The sequence below is a fragment of the Curtobacterium sp. PhB136 genome, from assembly GCF_004346855.1.
In the GTDB taxonomy this organism is placed as follows: domain Bacteria; phylum Actinomycetota; class Actinomycetes; order Actinomycetales; family Microbacteriaceae; genus Curtobacterium.
Genome location: NZ_SMGH01000010.1, coordinates 25,295 through 47,167, shown reverse-complemented (window position 1 = coordinate 47,167; position 21,873 = coordinate 25,295). Strand labels below are relative to the sequence as shown.

Annotated in this window: 20 protein-coding genes and 1 tRNA gene; 6 read left to right on the top strand and 15 right to left on the bottom strand. The window is 71.5% G+C overall.

The features are described 5' to 3' along the window. Position 1: 1 nt before the first annotated feature. From EDF27_RS17210 to EDF27_RS17195, 4 genes are all read right to left on the bottom strand, one after another. Positions 2-406 carry a TadE family type IV pilus minor pilin gene (locus EDF27_RS17210; protein WP_132050183.1) on the bottom strand — a complete coding sequence of 135 codons (405 nt, stop codon included), beginning with the start codon at positions 404-406 and terminating at the stop codon, positions 2-4. Next, complete coding sequence (locus EDF27_RS17205; RefSeq protein ID WP_123702369.1) at positions 390-590, bottom strand: DUF4244 domain-containing protein; 201 nt, start codon at positions 588-590, stop codon at positions 390-392. Before EDF27_RS17205 ends, EDF27_RS17210 begins: the two co-directional genes overlap by 17 nt. 91 nt (positions 591-681) lie before the next feature. After that, a complete protein-coding gene (locus EDF27_RS17200) occupies positions 682-1,557 on the bottom strand; it encodes a hypothetical protein (protein ID WP_132050181.1) in 876 nt (291 codons plus the stop codon). A gap of 33 nt (positions 1,558-1,590) precedes the next feature. Next, a complete protein-coding gene (locus EDF27_RS17195; RefSeq protein WP_123702652.1) occupies positions 1,591-2,709 on the bottom strand; it encodes a TadA family conjugal transfer-associated ATPase in 1,119 nt (372 codons plus the stop codon). A gap of 583 nt (positions 2,710-3,292) precedes the next feature. On the opposite strand from EDF27_RS17195, the gene acs reads away from it, so the two are divergent. Further along, positions 3,293-5,260: an acetate--CoA ligase gene (gene acs, locus EDF27_RS17190; RefSeq protein ID WP_132050179.1), complete on the top strand. Its 1,968-nt coding sequence runs from the start codon at positions 3,293-3,295 to the stop codon at positions 5,258-5,260. 78 nt (positions 5,261-5,338) lie between these two features. On the opposite strand, the gene EDF27_RS17185 is transcribed toward acs, so the two are convergent. Then, entirely contained in the window at positions 5,339-5,800 is a 462-nt protein-coding gene (locus EDF27_RS17185) for a RidA family protein (protein WP_123702363.1), read from the bottom strand. Continuing rightward, positions 5,797-5,955, bottom strand: coding sequence for a hypothetical protein (locus EDF27_RS19855; protein ID WP_165931552.1), 159 nt, complete (start codon positions 5,953-5,955; stop codon positions 5,797-5,799). Before EDF27_RS19855 ends, EDF27_RS17185 begins: the two co-directional genes overlap by 4 nt. Before the next feature lie 50 nt (positions 5,956-6,005). Here EDF27_RS19855 and EDF27_RS17180 point away from each other — a divergent pair, with 50 nt between their 5' ends. The 5 genes from EDF27_RS17180 to EDF27_RS17160 all read left to right on the top strand — a co-directional run bounded on the left by EDF27_RS17180 (position 6,006) and on the right by EDF27_RS17160 (position 11,507). Beyond that, positions 6,006-8,570, top strand: coding sequence for a transglycosylase domain-containing protein (locus EDF27_RS17180; protein WP_123656049.1), 2,565 nt, complete (start codon positions 6,006-6,008; stop codon positions 8,568-8,570). Continuing rightward, on the top strand, positions 8,567-9,526 hold the full coding sequence (locus tag EDF27_RS17175) for a metallophosphoesterase (RefSeq protein ID WP_132050333.1): 960 nt from the start codon (positions 8,567-8,569) through the stop codon (positions 9,524-9,526). The genes EDF27_RS17180 and EDF27_RS17175 overlap by 4 nt, the downstream gene beginning before the upstream one ends. Before the next feature lie 123 nt (positions 9,527-9,649). After that, positions 9,650-9,723, top strand: a tRNA-Pro gene (locus EDF27_RS17170). 132 nt (positions 9,724-9,855) lie between these two features. Then, positions 9,856-10,881 (top strand): ATP-binding protein, encoded by a 1,026-nt coding sequence (locus EDF27_RS17165; RefSeq protein WP_132050177.1) that lies wholly within the window; start codon positions 9,856-9,858, stop codon positions 10,879-10,881. 23 nt (positions 10,882-10,904) lie between these two features. Continuing rightward, on the top strand, positions 10,905-11,507 hold the full coding sequence (locus EDF27_RS17160) for a response regulator transcription factor (RefSeq protein ID WP_165931551.1): 603 nt from the start codon (positions 10,905-10,907) through the stop codon (positions 11,505-11,507). Positions 11,508-11,669: 162 nt separating this feature from the next. On the opposite strand, the gene EDF27_RS17155 is transcribed toward EDF27_RS17160, so the two are convergent. From EDF27_RS17155 to EDF27_RS17115, 9 genes are all read right to left on the bottom strand, one after another. Continuing rightward, positions 11,670-12,710, bottom strand: coding sequence for an LLM class flavin-dependent oxidoreductase (locus tag EDF27_RS17155; RefSeq protein WP_132050173.1), 1,041 nt, complete (start codon positions 12,708-12,710; stop codon positions 11,670-11,672). A 75-nt stretch (positions 12,711-12,785) separates the two neighbouring features. Further along, positions 12,786-13,418, bottom strand: coding sequence for a thymidine kinase (locus tag EDF27_RS17150; RefSeq protein ID WP_132050171.1), 633 nt, complete (start codon positions 13,416-13,418; stop codon positions 12,786-12,788). Beyond that, a complete protein-coding gene (locus EDF27_RS17145; protein WP_243698407.1) occupies positions 13,418-14,119 on the bottom strand; it encodes a response regulator in 702 nt (233 codons plus the stop codon). The genes EDF27_RS17150 and EDF27_RS17145 overlap by 1 nt, the downstream gene beginning before the upstream one ends. After that, on the bottom strand, positions 14,106-15,260 hold the full coding sequence (locus EDF27_RS17140; protein WP_132050169.1) for a hypothetical protein: 1,155 nt from the start codon (positions 15,258-15,260) through the stop codon (positions 14,106-14,108). The genes EDF27_RS17145 and EDF27_RS17140 overlap by 14 nt, the downstream gene beginning before the upstream one ends. Beyond that, positions 15,257-16,471: an ATP-binding protein gene (locus tag EDF27_RS17135; RefSeq protein ID WP_123702348.1), complete on the bottom strand. Its 1,215-nt coding sequence runs from the start codon at positions 16,469-16,471 to the stop codon at positions 15,257-15,259. The genes EDF27_RS17140 and EDF27_RS17135 overlap by 4 nt, the downstream gene beginning before the upstream one ends. A gap of 156 nt (positions 16,472-16,627) precedes the next feature. Next, a complete protein-coding gene (locus EDF27_RS17130) occupies positions 16,628-17,791 on the bottom strand; it encodes an Rv2578c family radical SAM protein (RefSeq protein ID WP_132050167.1) in 1,164 nt (387 codons plus the stop codon). 48 nt (positions 17,792-17,839) lie between these two features. Continuing rightward, the gene (locus EDF27_RS17125) at positions 17,840-19,327 is read right to left on the bottom strand and encodes a malate:quinone oxidoreductase (RefSeq protein WP_123656041.1); all 1,488 of its coding nucleotides are present in this window, start codon (positions 19,325-19,327) and stop codon (positions 17,840-17,842) included. A 95-nt stretch (positions 19,328-19,422) separates the two neighbouring features. Further along, positions 19,423-20,475 carry an aspartate-semialdehyde dehydrogenase gene (locus EDF27_RS17120; RefSeq protein ID WP_132050165.1) on the bottom strand — a complete coding sequence of 351 codons (1,053 nt, stop codon included), beginning with the start codon at positions 20,473-20,475 and terminating at the stop codon, positions 19,423-19,425. 22 nt (positions 20,476-20,497) lie between these two features. Further along, entirely contained in the window at positions 20,498-21,763 is a 1,266-nt protein-coding gene (locus tag EDF27_RS17115) for an aspartate kinase (protein WP_123656039.1), read from the bottom strand. Positions 21,764-21,873: the final 110 nt, after the last annotated feature.

The following is a 21,873-nucleotide window of genomic DNA, read 5'->3' as shown; positions in this document are numbered from 1 at the left end:
GTCAGCCCCCTCCATCGGCCGCGCAGCCGGTGCCGCGCAGCGTGAGCCCGGCGAACGGCCCCGACCCCGTGCCGCGCGTGACCGTCACGCAGACGAGCCCGTCGGAACGCGTCACCCCGACCACCGCCCCCGGTGCGAGGCGATCGACGGCTGATCGTCCGGCGGCGTCGTCGTCCCGGCCCCAGGCGCGCGCCGCGGTGGCGGCCGCGACCTGGAGCCGGCCCTGCGCGTCGACGAGGAGGACCCCGGCGACGGCGAGCGTGAGCACGACGGCCACCGCCGGCAGCGCGACCGCGAACTCGACCGTGACCGCGCCCCGGTCAGCGGCCCGGTCAGCGCCGCGGTCAGCGTCCCGGTCCGCGCCCCCGCGGCGCGACGGCACCGAGCGGTCACGAGGTGAGCGCACCGCGGACGAGTTCGGTGAGGATCGATTGGACCTCTCCCGAGCGCATCACCGCGACGAGCACGCCGGCGAACGCGACGGCGGCCAGGATCACGACGGCGTACTCGGCGGTGGCGGACCCGCGGTCGTCCGAGAGCCGCGTGCGCAGCCGGTGCAGGAGGAGCGGAGGATGTGGTTGCAGTGCCATGGGCGGTGTCCCTTTCTCGTTCTTGTCGGTGCACACGAGCCTCGCGGTCGGCGCGCCGCCGGACCGGGCGGGAACGAGACCAGTGGAGAGGTCAGCCGAACCCCACGACGGTGGAGGAGAGGATGCCGATCACGACCGGCACCACCCCGACCAGGACGAACGCGGGCAGGACGCACACCCCGAGGGGAACGACGAGCCGCACGCCGAGCCGTTCCGCCGCGGCGAGCGCGTCCGCCGCGTCGTCGTCCCGCAGGTCCTCCGCCGCTGCACGGAGCAGGGCGGCCGCAGGGACACCGGCCCGTCGCGCCAGGCCGAGCGTCTCCGCGAGCCGGTGTCGTTCGGCGGCACCGAGCGGGCGGTCACCGAACGCGTCCTCGACGGCCGAGCGCGCCCCGGACCACGCGCCGCCGCCGGACAGTGCCACCGCCCACGCGTCGAGGACGACACCGGGGATGCGACCGTCGGGCTCGGCGGCGCGGACCAGGCGAGCGGACCAGACACGGCCGACGGCGACGAGTGCCGCGCCGGTGAGGAGGCAGACCCACCCGACCGGGGACCCGAGGAGCACGGAGGCGGTGTCGATCCCCCACAGCGCGCCGAGCACGAGCCCCAGCAGGGGCAGCGCGAGGACGACGTTCGCACTGGTGCGGGGGCCGGCGAGCGCCACCCGGACGGCGCGTTCCCCGGCGGCCGCGCGTCGGAGCGCCGCGGCGAGCGCACGGAGTGTCGGCGCGGTCGGCGCACCGGTCCGCGCGGCGACCGCCAACACCGCACGGACGTCCGCCCGAGCAGGATCCCCGGCACCCGACCCCGGACCGGCAGCAGCAGCACCAGCAGCGGCACCGAGACCAGCAACGACACCGGCACCGGCACCGACGAACACCCACGCCCGCGGCGGCGGCACCCCCGCCGCGACCAGCGCGGCCACCCGGTCGAGGACCCGCGCAGCACCGACCGCGTCGAACACCGGAGACCGAGCGGACCCCGCGCCCATGCCCCATCACCCGTGCCGCGCCGCCGCGAACCCGCCACCGCCCGCGACCCGGCCACCGCCCGCGGACCCCGCCACCCGCTCGACCGCCAGCTGCCCGGCCGGGTCGACCACGAGCCTCCCGGCCGCCACCAGCTGCCGCACCCCGCGCCGCCGCTCGACGTGCAGCACGAGGTCGAACGCGCTCACCGCCTGCCGGGCGAGGGCGGACGGCTCGAGGCCGGCCAGCGCGCCGAGCGCCTCGAGCCGCGCCGGCACGTCCTCGATCCCGTTGGCGTGCAGCGTGCCGGCGCCCCCGTCGTGCCCGGTGTTCAGCGCGGACATGAGCTCGCGGACCTCGGCGCCGCGGCACTCCCCCACGACGACCCGGTCCGGTCGCATCCGCAGGGACTCCCGGACGAGCCGGTCGAGCCCGAGCGCGCCCGCCCCCTCGGTGTTGGCCTGCCGGGACTCGAGCGCGACGACGTGCGGGTGGTCGATCCGGAGCTCGGCGACGTCTTCCACGGTGACGATGCGCTCGTCGTGCGGCACGAGCGCGAGCATCGCCGCGAGCAGCGTCGTCTTCCCGCTGCCCGTCGCACCGGACACGAGCACGTTGTGGCGCTCACGCACGGCGTCCGCCACGATGCCCGGTCCGACCCGGTCGAAGGTCCCGGAGCGCTCGAGGTCGGCGATGGTCGGCCGCTCCGCGCGTGGGAGCCGGATCGAGATCGCGGTGCCACGGACGGCGATCGGCGCGAGGACGACGTGGACCCGGATGCCGTCGCCGTGCCGGACGTCCGCGATCGGTGTCGTCTCGTCGACGTGTCGGCCCCCGGATGCGACGAGCCGGCCAGCCAGCTCCCGCGTGCGTGCTTCGCCGAGGACGATCCCACCGTCGACGAGCCCGTCGCCGCGGTCCGCCCAGACGCCGGCGCCGCCCTGCACCAGGACATCCGTCACCGTGTCGTCGGCGACGAGGTGCGCGAGTTCCTCGAACTCGACGAGGTCGACGCCCGGCCGGATCCGGACGGCGGCACGGACACCCCGCGCGCCGCGCTCCCCGCGTGCGCTGCGCACCCCGTGCGGGATGCCGGGAACAGCCGGAACAGGGAGGAACGGCGACGACGATGCGCGGTGACGGTGCATCCGGAGCACGCTAGGGCGCAGCGCGAGCCGATCGACCGGGACGCCGTCTCTTGGGGACGAGGACCTCCCGTCCCCAGCAGTGCGCACTTTTGTCCCCCGATCGGAGCCGACGTACCCCGCTCCTCCACACCGGGGCGACGTCCCGCCTGCGGTGTGGAACGGCCCGGACGGCAGCCGTACCGCCGGCCGATGCCGACTCCGAGCGTGCGCGATCCCCATACGAAAGCATGGACCGGTCTGTCCACCACAGGGCGGACACGGAGCCGCGCTGCCGCACGGACACGCGGATCGGACGCACAACGGGCCGGCCGCCGACGTCATGACGTCAGCGCGACCGGCCCGGGAAAAAGAAGAGGCGGCACCGGTTGGGGGGAACAGGTGCCGCCAAGACAACGGAGGATTGGGGGGAATCCGATCCGATGCCACCGGAAACGAGTCCGGCGGGAACCACTGTACCCCACAACACGACCACCAGGGCAACCCCGGCGCGCCGGATCCGCCGTCCGCCCAGAGCGAATCCCGGCGGACCCGGAGGGGTAGTCTCCGACTGCAACGAAGGACGCAACGACGCGAAAGGACATCGATGTCCACTCCGACCACGGTCGACCCCAACAACGACGGCGCAGCAGCAGAGGCCCCGACGTTCCCGCCACCCCCGGAGTTCGTGGCCGACGCCGTCGCGCACGAGGACCTCCACGAGGCCGCGAGCACCGACCGCCCGGCCTTCTGGGGCGAGCAGGCGCGGACGCTCCTGGACTGGCGGACGCCGTTCACACAGACGCTCGACTGGTCGAACGCCCCGTTCGCGAGCTGGTTCGCCGACGGCGAGCTGAACGTGGCGGAGAACTGCCTCGACCGGCACGTCCGCGCGGGGAACGGCGACCGGGTCGCGATCCACTTCGAGGGTGCCCCTGGCGACACCCGGCGGATCACCTACGCCGAGCTGACCGCCGACGTCCAGCGTGCGGCGAACATGCTGCAGGACCTCGGCGTCACGCGGGGCGACCGCGTGGTCGTCTACATGCCCCTCATCCCCGAGGCCGTCGTCACGATGCTCGCCGTCGCCCGCATCGGCGCCGTGCACTCCGTCGTGTTCGGCGGGTTCAGCGCGGAGAGCCTCCGCGCCCGCATCGAGGACGCCGAGGCGAAGCTCGTCGTCACCGCGGACGGCGGCTGGCGTCGCGGGGCCGTGTCCCCGCTGAAGCCGGCGGTGGACGAGGCCCTGCAGGGCGAGGGCACCGACAGCGTCGAGCACGTGCTCGTCGTGAAGCGCGGCGGCAACGAGATCGCCTGGGACGACGAGCGCGACCTGTGGTGGCACGACGCCCTCCAGCAGGCGGACCCGCACCACGAGGCCGAGGCCTTCCCCGCGGAGAACCCCCTCTTCATCCTCTACACCTCGGGCACGACCGGGAAGCCGAAGGGCATCGTGCACACGTCCGGCGGGTACCTCACGCAGGCCGCGTACACGCACAAGAACGTGTTCGACATGCACCCGGAGAAGGACGTCTACTGGTGCACCGCCGACATCGGCTGGATCACCGGGCACACCTACGTCGTCTACGGCCCCCTGGCCAACGGCGTCACCCAGGTCCTGTACGAGGGCACGCCGGACGAGCCGAAGCCCGGCCGCTGGTGGGACCTCGTCGACGCCTACGGGGTGACGGTCCTCTACACGGCACCGACCGCGGTGCGCGCGGCGATGAAGGCCGGTCGCAAGGTCCCGGACGAGCACAGCCTCGAGAGCCTCCGCCTGCTCGGCAGCGTCGGCGAGCCGATCAACCCCGAGGCGTGGCACTGGTTCCGCCAGGTGATCGGCCACGACCGCACGCCGATCGTCGACACGTGGTGGCAGACCGAGACCGGCGCGATCATGATCTCCGCCCTCCCGGGGGTGACGAAGCTGAAGCCCGGTGCCGCGCAGACGCCGCTGCCGGGGATCGTCGCCGAGATCGTCGACGAGGAGGGCAACCGCGCCGACCCGGGCGAGAGCGGCTACCTCACGATCACCGAGCCGTGGCCGTCGATGGCGCGCGGCATCTGGGGCGACCCGGACCGCTTCGTCGAGACGTACTGGTCCCGGTTCGAGGGCCGCTACTTCGCCGGCGACGGCGCGCGGCTCGACGGTCAGGGCGACATCTGGGTGCAGGGCCGCGTCGACGACGTGATGAACGTGTCGGGTCACCGGCTCTCGACCGCCGAGATCGAGTCGGCGCTGGTCGGGCACGAGGGCGTCGCCGAGGCGGCCGTCGTCGGAGCCGCGGACGAGACCACCGGGCAGGCGATCGTCGCGTTCGCGATCCTCACCGCGGAGGCCGCGGAGGGCGTCGACCGTGACGCCGTGGCCGCGGAGCTCCGCTCGTGGGTGGGACAGCGGATCGGGGCGATCGCGAAGCCCCGGCAGATCGTGATCGTGCCGGAACTGCCGAAGACGCGGTCGGGCAAGATCATGCGCCGGCTGCTCCGCGACGCGGCGGAGGGCCGTCGCATCGGCGACACGACGACGCTGGCCGACCCGACGATCATGGCGACCATCGCGGATCTCATGTAGACCGCGGAACGTGAGTGGGGCCTCCCGTCCGATCCGGAGGGAGGCCCCACGCACGTCACACGCGTTGCTGCCGGTCCGTCAGGCGGTGAGCTCCACCACCAGCTCGACCTCCACGGGCGCGTCCAGCGGGAGCACCGCGACGCCCACCGCGCTCCGCGCGTGGATGCCGGCGTCGCCGAACACGTCGCCGACCAGGGTCGACGCGCCGTTCGCGACGCCGGGCTGGCCGGTGAAGGACGGGTCGGACGCGACGAACACCGTCACCTTGACCACGCGGGCGACCCGGTCGAGCGAGCCCGCGACGGACTGCACGGCGGCGAGCCCGTTGAGCGCCGCCTGTCGGGCCTGTGCCGTGGCGGTCTCGGCGTCCACGGTCGCACCGACCTTGCCGGTGACGGGCAGCGCACCGTCGACGAACGGCAGCTGGCCGGCCGTGTAGACGTACGAGCCGGTGACGACCGCGGGGACGTACGCGGCCACCGGGGCGGCGACGGCCGGGATCGTCAGGCCCAGTTCGGTCAGCCGGTCCGCGATGCTCACGCGTCTGCCGCCGGGCGCTTCAGGTAGGCGACGAGCCCGCCTTCGGGGCCGGTGACGACCTGGACGAGCTCCCACCCCTGTTCCCCGAAGTTGTTGAGGATGGCGGTGGTGTTGTGGATGATCAACGGGGTCGTGAGGTATTCCCAGCGCGTCATGCGGTTCCTTGCCAGCCTTCGAGTCGGGGGTGTCGTTTAGGCTGCATCCTATGTCTGCCCAGAAGACGTCTGCCTCGCGGACCAAGCCCGTCTCTGCAGTCGGCGCCTTCATCGGATTCGTCGGCTTCAGCGTGCTCGCCGGCCTGCTGGTCACGATCGGTGTCACCCCCGCGATCGCGGTCGCCGGTGTCACGACGACGTCGACCATCGGCGTGTTCGAGTCCCTGCCGGAGTACATCGAGATCGGTGACCTCCCGCAGCGCAACGAGCTGTACGCGTACCAGAACGGCAAGTCGGTGCGCCTGGCGACGGTCTACGACCAGAACCGCCAGGAACTCAAGTTCGACCAGATCAGCGACCAGCTGAAGAACGCCGCCATCGACGGCGAGGACAAGCGCTTCTACGACCACGGCGGGGTCGACATGACCTCGCTCGTCCGTGCCGGTGTGGGCAGCCTGGCCGGCGGGCTCGGCGAGTCGGGTGGTGGCTCCACCCTGACGATGCAGCTCGTCCGCAACATCAAGATGCAGCAGGCCCTCGAGCTCCCCACGCAGGAAGAGCGCGAGAAGGCCTACAACGACGCCGTCGAGCAGACCATCCCCCGCAAGCTCGAGGAGATGAAGCTCGCGATCGGCCTCGCGAAGAAGTACACGCACAAGGAGATCCTCACCGGGTACCTGAACATCGCGTTCTTCGGTGACGGGACCTACGGCGTGCAGGCCGCGGCGCAGCACTACTTCAACAAGGACGCCACGAACCTCTCCCCGCAGGAAGCCGCGTCGATCCTCGCGATCGTGCAGTCGCCGAACACCCGCAACCTGTCGGACCCGAAGTACTACGACGCCAACGTCGCGCGCCGGAACGTCATCCTCAAGTCGATGTACGCGCAGAAGCACCTGACGAAGGCGGAGTACGACGCGGCCATCGCCTCGAAGCCGGCGGACTACGTGCACCTCACCGAGCCGACGCAGGGCTGCAAGGCCGCCGTCGGTGACGGTGCCGGCTTCTTCTGCGACTACGCCGTCAAGGTCGTCAAGGAGATGTCCCAGCTCGGCGGTTCCGCGAAGGAACGCGCCACCGCGTGGCGCAACGGCGGCTACAAGATCCAGACCACGCTCGACGTCGGACTGAACGCGCAGCAGAAGCAGCTGCTCAACGTCCACGACCCGAAGACCGAGACGGCCTTCGCGCTCGGCTCGACGATGAACTCGGTCGAGGCGTCCACCGGGCGCATCCTCACGATGGCGCAGAACAAGGACTACGACCAGGCGCTGAAGTCCGCGTCGACGTCGACCTCGATCAACTACGCGACGGACTACAAGTACGGCGGCTCCGGCGGCTTCCAGACCGGCTCGACGTACAAGGTCTTCACGCTGCTCGACTGGCTCAAGGAAGGCCACGGCCTCAACGAGAGCGTGAGCGGCGCACCGCGCCTGATGTCCTCCGGGTGGACGGAGTGCGGCCAGCCCTACTACGCCGGCGGGTACACGCCGAAGAACGACAGCCCGGGTGAGAACGGCAACTACACCGTCGCCCGCGCCACCGCGCTCTCCGTGAACGTCGCGTTCCTCAACATGGCGCAGAAGCTCGACCTCTGTGACATCAAGAAGACCGCCGAAGACCTCGGCGTGCACCGCGCCGACGGCGGCGAGCTGAAGTCGAACCCGACCTCGGTCCTCGGCATCAACGAGATCGCGCCGCTGACCATGGCGTCCGCCTACGCGACGATCTCCAACGGCGGCACCTACTGCAAGCCGATCGCGATCGACAACATCACCGACGCGAACGGCAAGAGCCTCGGCGGCCAGCCGAAGGAGTGCTCGCAGGTCCTCGACCCGACCGTCGCCGCGACCGCTGCCTACGCCATGCGTGGCACGATCCAGTACGGCACCGCGGTCGGTGCGCAGACGGCCGACGGCACGCAGATGTTCGCGAAGACGGGCACCACCGACGAAGCGGACCAGATCTGGCTCGTCGGCGGCAGCACGAAGGTCGCGACCGCGTACTGGCAGGGCAACACCGACGGTGGGAAGACCAACCTCCGCCACTACTACAGCGGCGCCGGCGGCTCCTACGCCAGCGCGCGTGCCGATGTCTGGCGACAGGCGATGACCCCGATCAACGCGCAGTACCCGGGCGAGGCCTTCCCGGCCCCGACTGCCAGCGCGATCCGCGGCAACAGCGTCGCGGTGCCGAACCTCGCGGGGAAGACCACGGACGAAGCACGCTCGCTCGTCGCGTCCGCCGGCTTCACCTACGTCGACGGCGGCACGCAGGCCGGTGCCGGAACGGCAGGGACCGTCTCCTCGACCTCCCCGGCGTCGGGCTCGCTCCTGTCCAAGGGGTCGAGCGTGACGGTCTACACGACCGACGGATCGCAGGCCGCGGTGCCGAACGTCGCCGGCAAGTCCGTCGAGGACGCCCGGTCGCAGCTCGGTGACGCTGGCTTCACGAACGTGGCGGTGTCCGACTCGTACCAGAAGGGCAACGGCAAGCAGGAGTGCCGCGTCGCCTCGGTCGACCCTGGTGTCGGCTCGAACGCCGCCAAGTCCGCCGAGGTCACCGTGACGCTCTTCGGCGACAAGGACGGCAAGGCACCGGAGAAGTGCCAGTGACCCGAGGCGGTCGCGCTGCAGCGGGGGTCCTCGCTGCCGGCGCGGTCACCGGTGCGGCCGCGGCCGCATGGGGGTCGCTCGTCGAACGCCGGCGTTTCGGGATCCGCTGGGAGACCGTTCCGGTCCTGCCGCCGGGTTCCCGTGACGTCGTGGTCCTGCACCTCTCGGACATCCACATGGCCCCGTGGCAGGCGGACAAGCAGCAGTGGCTGCGGGACCTCAGCCTGGTCGAGCCGGACTTCGTGGTGAACACCGGGGACAACCTCGGGCACCCGACGGCGAACGCCGCGGTCGAGTACGCGCTCGAGCCGTTCCGCGGCGTCCCCGGTGCGTTCGTGTACGGCTCGAACGACTTCTACGGCCCCTCCCCCCGGAACCCGCTGAAGTACTTCGGCGGCCCGAGCAGCATGCACGCGAAGGCGAAGCCGGTCGACCTCGACGTCGAGCGGCAGACGGCGTACTTCGAGTCGCTCGGCTGGCTCGACCTCAACGACAAGGCGCACGCGATCGAGGTCCGCGGGTCCCGCTTCGAGCTCTTCGGCACGTCCGACGCGCACCGCGACTGGGACCGCCTCGACCTGCTCCCGACGAACGTCGACGAGATGCGCGGCGAGGTCCCCTGGTCCGAGGACGAGGACGGCCCCGCACCGGTGTCGATCGGCGTCACGCACGCCCCGTACCGCCGGGTGCTCGACGCATTCGTGCGCCAGGGCGCCGACGTGGTCTTCGCCGGCCACACGCACGGCGGCCAGGTCGCCGTCCCGGGCTTCGGCGCGCTCGTCACGAACTGCGACCTCCCCCGCGAGTACGCCAGCGGACTGCACCGCTGGCAGAACCGGACGCACTGGTCCTGGCTCGAGGTCTCCGCGGGCCTCGGCACGTCGATCTACGCGCCGGTGCGGTTCGCCGTCCGTCCCGAGGCCGTCGTCGTCACGCTGACCGCCCGGACCGCCTGAGCCATCGGGCGCTCCGGCGCGGGGTTCGGGGGCGACTCGCCCGGCTGACGACGAAGTGGCGTGAGCACCCCCGAACATCCGCTAGACTTCTGCAGGTCGCTTCACGGAGTGGCCAACACACCTCGGGGTGTGGCGCAGCTTGGTAGCGCGCCTCGTTCGGGACGAGGAGGTCGCAGGTTCAAATCCTGTCACCCCGACAGATGAAGGCCCGGATCCACACGGATCCGGGCCTTCGCCGTTGCTGGGGTGCGGGTGTGACGTACGTCCGAGGACACACGGCACGGCGCCCGGACCTGCCGGGACGGCTCCCCCGCTAGCCTGGCAGCGCCATGCAGATCCCCGACCAGCTCACGCCCGTCCTCGTCCGGATCGGTGCGATGTTCCCCGAGCTCCGGGACGACCCCGTGATGGCCGCGAGCCTGTTCGAGAACGTCACGTCGATGCTCACCGACGCCCACCGCCGCTACGCCGCCGGGCAGGAGTCGTCCATCACGAGCGGCCAGCTCCTCGCTGACGAGCACCTGGCAACCGGCGCCCTGCACGCCGAGCACATGCAGCACCCCGCCGGCGCGATGCTCGCTGCCGAGGTGCTCTTCGACGAGTACCTGCCCGTCTTCGTCGACGAGGTCGGCGCGACGACCCCCGCCGAGCTGCTCCGTGCCTCCAGGGCGCTGCACGCGGGCATCTGGAGCCGTTTCCCGGCCGGAGCGGTCGCGTACACGGAGGCGCTCCGCCAACGCGTCACGACGGCGAACCTGGACTCCCGGGCGCACATCGCCCGCGACCTGCACGACCGGGTCGCGCACGGCATCCTCGCCGGCCTGCAGCGCATCGACCTCGCGCTCCTCACCGATCCCCCGGCGCCGCAGCGCACGGCGCAGCTCGAGGCGGCCGCAGCGCAGCTCCGGAGGGCGCTCGGGGACGTGCAGAACCTCGCCGTCGCGCTGCACGCCCGCGTCGGCGACGACCTGCTCGACGCCGCGCTGGCACGGCACGTCGCGGACCTGTTCCCGGACACCGAGCGCGTCACGATCGCATCGCACGGCACGCCGGGGGTCCTCGTGAACTGGCGGGCCGAGGAGTCGCTGACGATCCTCCTCGAGGCGCTCACGAACTGGTGGAAGCACGCACGTGACGCCGCGGCGCACGTCCGGTTCGACTGGCAGCCGGACAGGCTCACGGTCACCGTGCACGACGACGGCCCGGGCTTCGACGGCACCACGCACGCCGAGGGCCGCCTCGGTCAGTCCACGATGCGGGAGCGGGCGGCCCTCATCGGCGCCGGCCTCGACGTGGCGAGCGCGCCCGGCACCGGCACCACGGTGACGCTCGTCGTCCCGCGGAGCACGCTGTGAGCGGTGCGGGTTCGATCACCCACGTGGCGATCGTCGACGACCACCGGCTCTTCCGCGAGGGCCTCGCCACGATCCTGGCGTCCGTCCCGACGATCCGGGTGGTCGCGCACGGTGAGCGCCCGTCCGACGTGCTGGACGGGCCCGAGGCCGCCGCCGTCGACGTGCTGCTCCTCGACGTCGAGCTCGACGGTCCCCCGGCCCGCACGACCATCGCGACCGTGCGGCGGAACCACCCGGGCATCGCCATCGTGGTCCTGACCATGCACCGGGACGCGGTCCTCCGCCGTGCGCTCCTCGACGCCGGCGCGGTGGACTTCGTGACGAAGGACACCCCGAGCCGCGAACTCGTCGAGCGCATCGTCCGGGCGAGCACCGGACCGGCGGCCCCCGTGACGTTCCCCGTGGACGTGATCACCGACGCCCGTGCCGGGTCACCGCTCAGCGACCGAGAGGTCGAGGTCCTCCGCCTCGTCGCGGCGGCACGCTCGAACGCCGAGATCGCCGGCGATCTCGGCCTCGCGGTCGGGACGGTGAAGCGCCACGTCTACAACGTGTTCCGGAAGCTCGACGTGACCAGCCGGGTCGGGGCCGTGGCGACGGCCACGCGACTCGGCCTGCTCGGCTGACCCGAGCCTCCAGGCCGGATCGCCGGAAGGCCGGCGCGACGCCGCGTCGGATCGACGCCGCGACCATCGAGTGCGCAGACAACGCGGACTTGCGTCCCCATACTCGACGTCTCCTGCGCACTCGATCCCGAACCAGCGCGAGCGCCGCCCGCGCCGCCGGCGTCAGCCCACCGCGACCGACGGCCGCACGAGACGACCCGCCTCGTGCAGCGACGCGACCACGTCGAGCGCCTGGTGCCGGTACCGCGCCTGCGCCGCCCCCGGCGCCACGATCACGCCGTTCGCGCCCGTGGACTCCAGCAGCGCGTTGATCTTGTCCGCGACCTGGTCGGCCGAGCCGTACGCCTGTCGCTCGGTGCGGGCCGCGATGAACCGGCGCTCGAGGTCGGAGAACTCGTAGGCCCGCGCCTCCTCCATGGAGACCGGCTCGGGCTTCGCACCCTGGCGCATCCGGATGAAGGAGATCATCCCCGGGGCGCTCTGTTCCTCGATCACCGCGGGGTCCTCGTCCGTGACGACCTGCACGCCGATGAGCGCGTTCGGCTCCGAGCGGAAGCGGGAGGGCCGGAACGAGTCCCGGTAGAGCGCCAGCGCCGCCTCGGTGTTGTCGGACGCGAAGTGGTGCGCGAACGCGAACGAGATGCCGAGCGCACCCGCGACCTGAGCGCTGTAGCCGGAGGAGCCGAGCAGCCAGAACTCCGGGACGTCCCCGTAGCCGGGCACGGCACGGATGCGGGAGAGCGGGTTCTCCGCGTCCATCCCGGTGAAGAACCCGATCAGGTCCGCCAGCCGCTCGGGGAAGTCGTCGACGTCGAGCCGGTCGGTGCGGCGGAGTGCCATCGCGGTCGCGCCGTCGGTGCCCGGCGCACGGCCGAGTCCGAGGTCGACGCGGTCGCCGTAGAGCGCGCGGAGCGTGCCGAACTGCTCGGCGACGACGAGCGGCGCGTGGTTCGGGAGCATCACGCCGCCGGAGCCGATGCGGATCGTGTTCGTGGCGGCGCCCACGGCGCTCAGGAGCACGGCGGGAGCCGACGAGGTGATGCCGGGCATGCCGTGGTGCTCGGCGACCCAGAAGCGCTCGTAGCCGAGTTTCTCGGCGTGCACCGCCATGTCGATGGAGCCCTGCAGCGCCTCGGTGTTGGACTGGCCGTACTCACGGGTGGCCAGGTCGAGGACGGACAGGTGCACGGATGCGTCGCTCATGTGGTCGCCAACGCCGCCCGGCCGGCGTTCATTCCGTGGTGCGTCGACCCGGACGGGAGGCCGGGGTCGGGCCCGTCAGGCCAGGTCGCCGTCGAGCCGGCCGCCGGACTCCGTCAGGTAGCAGTTCGCGCAGAGCGACTCGTACTCCACGTCGACGCCGTCGATCGCGACCTGCGACCCGTCGAACACGAACCGTCCGTCGACCTTCCGCGCGTTGAAGACCGCCTTGCGGCCGCAGCGGCAGATCGTCTTGAGCTCTTCGAGGGAGTGCGCGAGCTCGAGGAGCCGCCGGCTGCCCGGGAACGCCTCGGTCCGGAAGTCCGTGCGGATGCCGTACGCGATCACCGGGACCTCGTCGAGCACCGCGATGCGGAGCAGGTCGTCGACCTGGCGCGGGCTGAGGAACTGGGCCTCGTCGACGAGCACGCAGCTCACCGAGCGGACCATGCCGTCGAGCCGCTCCGACTCGGGATCCCGGGCGCCCGCTGTCGTCACGGCCGCGCGGACGTCGTCCTCGGCGGCGAACACGATGTCGACCTGCCGCGTCACGCCGAGCCGGGACACGATCTCCCGGTCGCCCTTGGTGTCCACGGACGGCTTCGCGAGGAGCACCCGGTGCCCGCGCTCCTCGTAGTTGTACGCGGCCTGCAGCAGCCCGGTGCTCTTGCCGCTGTTCATCGCCCCGTAGCGGAAGTACAGCTTCGCCACTAGGAGAGGAAGCCGTCCTCCGCCGCACGACGGATCAGATCGGACTTCTTCGACGCCGGACGACCGACCTTGGCGTACTTCTCACGCACACGCCGCAGGTAGGTCTTCGCGGTCTCGTACTGCACGTTCATCTGCGATGCCACTTCGTTCGTGGAGTAGCCCGAGACGTACAGGCGGAGCGCTTCTTCCTCGCCGTGGCTGAGCTTCGGCCGCTGGTGCGCCGTCGCACCGGTCGGGAGCGGGCGCCACTCGCGCTGCGACGGGGTCTCCCGCTCGACGCCCATGACGTCACGGGCGACGTCCATCACCTCACGCATGGGGAGGGACTTCGACAGGAACGCTGCAGCACCGGCGGCGAGGGCGCGGTCGCGGGACTCGCGGGTGTCGAGGCTGGAGAGCACGATGACCTTCGCACCGGCGGCGCGGCAGGTGCGGACACGGGCTTCGATCGACACGGGTTCCTTGAGCTGGAAGTCGAGGAACACCAGGTCGGTCGGGAAGCTGTCGCTGTGCACCATCTCGAGCCAGGAGTGCGCGGTCAGGGCCAGGTCGAAGTCGAACGCGTTCACGGCGATCCAGCTCGACAGGCTGTCCAGCAGCACTTCGTGGTCGTCGAGGATGGCCAGACGCACCCGGCGTGATCCGGGGTTCGGCAGGGCGGGCGAGCCCTCCGTCAGCCTGTTCGGGTCAGTGCTGGTCATACGAGAACCTTAGTGCGAGGGAGGATGGTCGGACGGAGACGTCGAGGTCGGGGAACGTGACGCGGAGGACGGCGAAGTAGGGGTCGAACGTCCGGTGGATGCCGATGTCGGAGTCCGCGACGGCGACGTCGAACGCGACCGAGACCCGGCGGCCGGCCGCGTCCCCTGGGCCGGTGTCGGCGCTCCGTGTGACCGCGGCGGAGAAGCCCGCCGGGTCGACGGTGGAGGCGCGGAGCACCGCCCGGACGAAGGTGCGGAGCACGGTGCGCTGGTCGGCGTCGAGCGTCGCGATGAGGCCGTCCGGGTCGTCGACCCTGGCGCTCGGGCCACCCTCGACCCGGACCGCGTGCTCGAACCACGTCCGGTCGGCGTCGGCGACCATCACGCGCCGGATGCCGTCCGCGATCGCACGGGCACGGGCACGGTCGGCGTCGGTGATGGTCTCACGGGTGCGGAGCTCGGCGAAGAACGGGGCGACGTCCCGCGCCAGGATCGTCGAGCGGTCCTGCTGCACGCTCGCCGCGATGCCGTCACGCTCCGCGCGCTCGACGGAGTACGAGCCGGCACGGATCTGCACACGCTCGGCCAGGCCGGCGAAGGTCCACGCGAACACACCGGACGCGGCGGTCAGGACGAGCGTCGGCGCCGCCGCGAGGAAGGCTGAGACCGACAACGGGACGTCGTGCGGGAACACGGACGCCGCGAGCCCCCACGCCACACCGTCGACCACCGCGAGCACGACGCCGCCGACCACCAGGTCGCCCCACGGCCGGTACGGCGCGACCATGACGATGCCGGTCGCGGTGAGCAGGGACATGAAGTCGTTCATGGCACTGCGGTCCGGGCCCCACTGCGCTGCGACGCTCGTGACGGCGGCCACCGCGAGCAGGGCGACGTGCGCGGCGAACGCCCATCGCGGGAACGGGGCGCGGAACGGGCTCGAGGCCGTGACGACCACCGCGGTCGAGGCGGCGAGCAACAGCACGGTGAGCGCGCTGAGCGTCGGGCTGCCGACGACGTCGCGGTCGAAGACGGACACGGCGATCGCCCAGACCAGGCCGACGGCGCCGAGGACGACGGCCAGCGGCCGGGACCCCATCACGCCGAGGGGGTCGTACTGCTGGGCGGTCCGCCCGGTCACGATGCCGCTCCGTCGCCGTGGCCGGCCGTCGGCACCGAACCGGTCAGCGCCGGGTACGGCACGGACATCATCACGCTGGTCCCGGTGCCGGGCGAGGACCACACCTGCACGTCACCGCCGACACGGCCGATGCGCTCCCGCACCGAGTTGCGGAGTCCCATCCGGTCCGCGCCGGTCTCCTGCTCGTCGAACCCACGGCCGTCGTCCACCACCATCACGGTGCAGGCGACACCGTCGTCGAACACGCTCACCTCGGCCGAGTCGGTCCCGGCGTGCTTCCGGACGTTCGCCAGGCACTGCCCCACGGCGCGCACCAGTGCCGTCACCGCCGCGGGGTCGAGTCGTCCGACCGCGGCGGGGTCGCCGGTGACCGTGACGTCGAGGCCGAGTGCCCGGTGCTCCTCGACCACGTGCTCGAACGCGTGCACCGCGGCACCCGTGGCCCCGGCCGGTTCGGCGGCGAGCCACTCCTTGCCGGTGAGCATCGCGACGTCGGCCTCGACCGTGCGGGCGAGCTGTTCGTCCATGGGACCGTCCGGGGCGAGCGCGATCGCGCCGAGGTGGTTGAGGACGGTGTCGTGCAGGATCGCGGCGGCCTCGGCCTCGACGCCGGCACGGTAGGCGGACACGTGCTCTTCCCGCGCGGAGCGCAGGAGCTCCGGCTGGACGCGCTGCGACCGCGCCGTGCTCCGTCCGGCCGCGAGCACGATGGCCGCCACGAACGCCAGGGTCACCCAGGCGAGCACGAGCGGGTGGTACGAGTCGCCGGACTGGATGTTCGCGATCGTCGTCGCGAGTCGCCCGACCCCGAAGCCGGCGATGGACCAGAGCACCACCCGTCCGGGCACCGCACCCGCACCGCCCACCAGGACGAGCGGCACGACGACCAGGGACATCAGGTACGACGTCGCCCACGGCTCGGGGATCTCCCGCGCGACCACGAGCGCGAACCACCAGGCGCACACCCCGCCGACGACGAGGAAGGCCACCGCGGACCGCCAGGTGCCGAACTGCACGTGCACGCCGATCATGCCGAGCATCGGGAGGAGCGCGGCGACGGCACCGATCACGTGCACGTCGGGGTCGGCGATCCGGAAGAGCAGGAGCGCGACGACCGCGGCGCCGAGCGAGCCGATCGCCGCCGCGTGGAAGGCCCGGACCGTCGACCACGCGTTCACTCGCGGAGCGAGGTGCGTGGGGATGCCGAGCACGGTGGTGGTCCTTCCGGGGAGCCAGGAGGCGCCGCCCACGATCAAACCACCAACGGAGAGGCCGTGTACCCCGGATCGGGCACCGGGCGACGACAGAGTCGATGATACCGGCCACGGACGGGGTCCGGTGTCCCCCGAACGCGGACCGACGGGTCCTCAGAACAGCGTGGGCACGCCGTTCGTGATGCCCGCACGCGCGGCGGGCCGCAGGGCGGCGGTCCGTACGTCGTGGCGGGCGTCCCATGTCCGGTCTGCGCGCTTGAGCGGCGAGATGCCCGCGGCGCGATCGCTCCCGGGACCCGACGCGGGGTCCGTCCCGGGGCCGCTCCCCTCGCTGAACCCCATCGACCCCGTCGCGGGATCGACACGGCCGAGCCCGACCCCGTGCGCCCGCATGATCGGCCGCACCCGCTCCCCGAGCCAGCGCCGGTAGTCCTTCGGCGGGTACGTGTTGTCGAGGTACATCGCCCGGTACCGCGCGACGAGGTCCGGGTGGGTCCGCGCCAGCCAGTCCATGTACCAGGGCTTCACGCCCGGCTTGAGGTGGAGCGCCGAGTACATCACGCTCGTCGCACCGGCCGCAGCGGCGCGGCCGATGGCGTCGTCGAGGTGCGCCGTGGTGTCGGTGATGTAGGGCAGCACCGGCATCAGGAACACCGAGCACGACAGACCGGCGTCCCGCACGGCCCGGACCGTCGCCAGCCGCGCCGTCGTGGTCGGGGTACCCGGCTCCACGGACTGCTGGAGTTCGTCGTCGTAGACCGCGATCGACATCGCGAGGTCGACCGGCACCACCTTCGACGCTGCCACCAGTGCCGGGATGTCCCGCCGCAGGAGCGTCCCCTTGGTCAGGATGCTGAACGGCGTGCCGGACTCCGCCAGGGCCGCGATGATGCCCGGCATCAACCGGTACTTCCCCTCGGCCCGCTGGTACGGATCGGTGTTGGTCCCGAGCGCGACGGGGTGCCGGTCCCAGCTCGGCTTCGCGAGCTCACGCCGCAGGACGTCGGCGACGTTGGTCTTCACGACGATCTGCTGGTCGAAGTCCGAGCCGCCGTCGAACTCGAGGTAGGTGTGGGTCGGCCGTGCGAAGCAGTACACGCAGGCGTGCGAGCAGCCGCGGTACGGGTTGATCGTCATCCCCCACGTGCCACCGTCGATCGCGCCGACACGGTTCAGCGCCGACTTCGCGAGGACTTCGTGGAAGGTCACACCGGCGAACTCCGGCGTCGTCACGCTCCGGACGAACCCGCTGTTCGACTCGAGCCCCGGGAGCATGTCCGCCCCCGACGCGTCGATCGCCTGCCCGTCCCATCGCATGCCCTCATTCGAACACACGTTCGAACCGAGCGCAAGACGACCACGGGGTCAGTGGTGCAGGCCGAGCACCTTCGCCGTGCGCTCCAGCGTGGCGTCCGCCAGCGCTGCGTCCTCGCCGAGGTCCTGGCCGTAGGTCGGCACCATCACGCGGACGGCGTCTTCCCAGCGGTCCCACCGGTCCGGGAAGCACTTCCGCAGCAGCCCGAGCATGATCGGCACCGCGGTCGAGGCCCCCGGCGACGCGCCGAGCAGACCCGCGATGGACCCGTCCGCAGCCGTGATGACCTCTGTCCCGAACTGCAGGACCCCGCCCTTGTCCTTGTCCGGCTTGATGACCTGGACCCGCTGCCCGGCGATGATCTTGTGCCAGTTCTCCGGCTGCGCAGCGGGCATGAAGTCCCGCAGGGCGTCGAACTTCGTCGACTTCGAGGCGAGCAGCTGACCGACGAGGTACCGGACCAGGTCGAAGTTCGAGAACGCGACGCTGAGCATCGGGCGCAGGTTGTGCGGGCGGATCGAGCGGAACAGGTCGAGCATCGAGCCCTGCTTGAGGAACTTCGGGCTGAACCCCGCGTACGGACCGAACATCAGGGACGCGCTGCCGTCGACGATGCGGGTGTCGAGGTGCGGCACCGACATCGGCGGAGCGCCGACGCTGGCCTTGCCGTAGACCTTCGCGGAGTGCTTCTGCACCACCTCGGGGTCGTCGGTGCGGAGGAACTCGCCCGACACCGGGAAGCCGCCGTACCCGCGGATCTCCGGGATGCCGGACTTCTGCAGCAGCTGCAGGGCACCGCCACCGGCGCCCACGAACACGAACTTCGCCGCGATCTTCTGCTTCGACCGGCCGACCTCGTTGAGGACCTCGAGCGCCCAGCCGTCGAACTCCTTGCCACGCTTGATCGCGGTGACCTGGTGGTTCGGCTCGAACTCGACGCCGTCCACCTCGAGCTGGTCGAACAGCTGCCGGGTGAGGGACCCGAAGTCGACGTCCGAACCGGCTGCGGAGTACGTCGCCGCGATCGGCTGGTCCTTCTTGCGACCGGGGATGAGCGCCGGCGCCCACTTCCGGATCTGCTCGGCGTCGTCGCTGAACTCGAGGCCGGCGAAGAGCGGGTGGTCCTTCATCGCCTCGTACCGGGCACGCATGTACTCGACGTTCTCCGCACCCCAGACGAAGGAGATGTGCGGCGTCGGGTTGATGAAGCTCTTCGGGTCGGGCAGCGTGCCGGTCTCGACGAGGAACGACCAGAACTGGCGGGAGACCTGGAACTGCTCGTTGACGTTGACGGCCTTGGTGATCTCGACGCGGCCGTCGGGCAGCTCGGGCGTGTAGTTCAGCTCGCAGAGGGCGGAGTGCCCGGTCCCCGCGTTGTTCCACGGGTTCGAGGATTCCTGCGCCACACTGCCGAGCCGCTCGTAGACGCGGATCTTCCAGCTCGGCTCGAGCCGGTGGATGATCGCACCGAGCGTCGCGCTCATGATCCCTCCCCCGACGAGGACGACGTCGATGGGGTCCACCTGCTTCACTGCCACCCGACGATCCTACTGGCGTCGCGTCGTCGACGCTCCCGCCAAACGGACGGGAGGCCCGGTGCCAGCTGGCACCGGGCCTCCCGTCGGTCGGGTGGTTACGCCGCGACCGCGCGACGTGCGACGACGACCTCGGCGATCTGCACGGCGTTCAGCGCCGCACCCTTCCGCAGGTTGTCGTTGCTGACGAACAGCGCCAGACCGTGCCCCTCGGGCGCGGACTGGTCGGCGCGGATCCGGCCGACGAAGGTCGGGTCCTGCCCGGCCGCCTGCAGCGGGGTCGGCACGTCGGAGAGCTCCACACCGGGGGCGCTCGCCAGGATCTCGGTGGCGCGCCGAGCGGACAGCGGCTCGGCGAACTCGGCGTGCACCGAGATCGAGTGCCCCGTGAACACCGGCACGCGGACGCAGGTGCCGGCGACCAGCAGGTCCGGGAGCTCGAGGATCTTGCGGCTCTCGTTGCGGAGCTTCTTCTCCTCGTCCGTCTCGCCCAGGCCGTCCTCGACGATGCTGCCCGCGAGCGGGACGACGTCGAACGCGATGGGGCGGACGTACTTCACCGGGTCCGGGAAGGTCACCGCGGAACCGTCGTGGGTCAGACGTGCCGTGTCCTGCTCGAGCGCGGCCCTGGCCTGTCCGAGGAGCTCGTCGACGCCGGCGAGACCGGAGCCCGAGACCGCCTGGTACGTGGTGGCGACGAGACGACGGAGACCGGCCTCGGCGTCGAGCACCTTCAGGACCGGCATGATCGCCATCGTCGTGCAGTTCGGGTTCGCGATGATCCCCTTGCCCGCCTGGTCGATGGCGTGCGGGTTGACCTCGCTGACGACGAGCGGGACCTCGGGGTCCATCCGCCAGGCGCTGGAGTTGTCGATCACGAGCGCACCGGCAGCGGCGAACTTCGGCGCCAGCGCACGGGACGCGGTGGCACCGGCCGAGAACAGCGCGATGTCGACGCCCGACGGGTCGGCGGTCTCGGAGTCCTCCACCACGATGTCCTGCCCGCGGAAGGACAGGGTCGTGCCGGCGGACCGGGCGCTCGCGAAGAAGCGGACCGTCGTGGCGGGGAACGCGCGCTCCTCGAGCAGACGGCGCATCACGGCGCCGACCTGGCCGGTGGCGCCGACGACGGCGATGGTGAGGTCGGACATGGGTGCTCCTGCTCTCGTCGGCTCAGCGGCCGGTGCCGGCGTACACGACGGCTTCGTTGTCGGCGTCGAGGCCGAACGCCTCGTGCACGACGCGCATCGCGTCGTTGAGGGTGTCGGCGCGGGTGACGACCGAGATGCGGATCTCCGACGTGGAGATCATCTCGATGTTGATCGACGCCTGGTGCAGCGCACGGAAGAGCTCGGCGGAGACACCGGCGTTCGTCCGCATGCCGGCACCGACCAGGGCGAGCTTGCCGATCTGGTCGTCGTACTGGATGCTCTCGAAGCCGATGTCCGCCTTCGCGACGCCGAGCGCGGTCAGGACGTTCTGGCCCTGGTCCTTCGGCAGCGTGAAGGAGATGTCGGTGCGCCCGGTCGACGCCGCCGACACGTTCTGCACGATCATGTCGATGTTCGCGCCGGAGCGGGCCACGATCGTGAAGATCTCGGCCGCCTTGCCCGGCTGGTCGGGCACGCCGACCACGGTGATCTTGCCCTCGGAGAGGTCTCCGGCGATGCCGGTGATGATCGGTTCTTCCACGGTTTCCCCCTTCGCAGGGTTGTAGACGATGGTGCCCTCGGCGTTGCTGAACGACGAGCGGACGTGGAGGGTGACGCCGTGCCGACGGGCGTACTCGACGGCACGGATGTAGAGGACCTTGGCGCCGGACGCCGCGAGCTCGAGCATCTCCTCGCTCGTGATGCGGTCGATCTTGCGCGCCTTCGGCACCACGCGGGGGTCGGCGGAGAAGATGCCGTCGACGTCGGTGTAGATCTCACAGATGTCGGCGTCGAGCGCGGCGGCGAGGGCGACGGCGGTCGTGTCGGAGCCACCACGGCCGAGCGTCGTGATCTCCCCCGTCGTGCGGTTGAAGCCCTGGAACCCGGCGACGATCGCGACGTGCCCGGCATCGAGTGCTTCACGGACACGCTTCGGCGTGACGTCGACGATGCGCGCCTTGCCGTGCTGCGCGTCGGTGAGCATGCCCGCCTGGCTGCCCGTGTAGGACGAGGCTTCGACCCCGAGGCTCTTGATCGCCATCGCGAGCAGCGCCATCGAGATGCGCTCCCCCGCGGTGAGGAGCATGTCGAGTTCACGGCCGGCCGGGATCGGCGTGACGGAGTGCGCCAGGTCGACGAGTTCGTCGGTCGTGTCACCCATCGCGGAGACCGCCACGACGACGTCGTTGCCGGCCTTCTTCGTCTCCACGATCCGTTTGGCGACGCGCTTGATGCTCTCGGCGTCCGCGACGGACGATCCACCGAACTTCTGCACGATCAAGGCCACGGGCGGGTACTCCTGGAGGACGGGTCCGCGACCGAGCGCGGCTTCGACAATCGTAGACGGTGTTTCGGGGATGTTGCGTCTGAGCGGCCCTGCACGCAACGATCCTGCGT

Coding starts and splice junctions, on each gene's coding strand:
- EDF27_RS17165 (WP_132050177.1), top strand. CDS start 9,856: ATGCAGATCCCCGACCAGCTCACGCCCGTCCTCGTCCGGATCGGTGCG.
- EDF27_RS17145 (WP_243698407.1), bottom strand. CDS start 14,119: ATGACCAGCACTGACCCGAACAGGCTGACGGAGGGCTCGCCCGCCCTG.
- EDF27_RS17120 (WP_132050165.1), bottom strand. CDS start 20,475: ATGTCCGACCTCACCATCGCCGTCGTCGGCGCCACCGGCCAGGTCGGC.
- EDF27_RS17195 (WP_123702652.1), bottom strand. CDS start 2,709: ATGCACCGTCACCGCGCATCGTCGTCGCCGTTCCTCCCTGTTCCGGCT.
- EDF27_RS19855 (WP_165931552.1), bottom strand. CDS start 5,955: ATGACGCGCTGGGAATACCTCACGACCCCGTTGATCATCCACAACACC.
- EDF27_RS17180 (WP_123656049.1), top strand. CDS start 6,006: ATGTCTGCCCAGAAGACGTCTGCCTCGCGGACCAAGCCCGTCTCTGCA.
- EDF27_RS17205 (WP_123702369.1), bottom strand. CDS start 590: ATGGCACTGCAACCACATCCTCCGCTCCTCCTGCACCGGCTGCGCACG.
- EDF27_RS17130 (WP_132050167.1), bottom strand. CDS start 17,791: ATGCGATGGGACGGGCAGGCGATCGACGCGTCGGGGGCGGACATGCTC.
- acs (WP_132050179.1), top strand. CDS start 3,293: ATGTCCACTCCGACCACGGTCGACCCCAACAACGACGGCGCAGCAGCA.
- EDF27_RS17155 (WP_132050173.1), bottom strand. CDS start 12,710: ATGAGCGACGCATCCGTGCACCTGTCCGTCCTCGACCTGGCCACCCGT.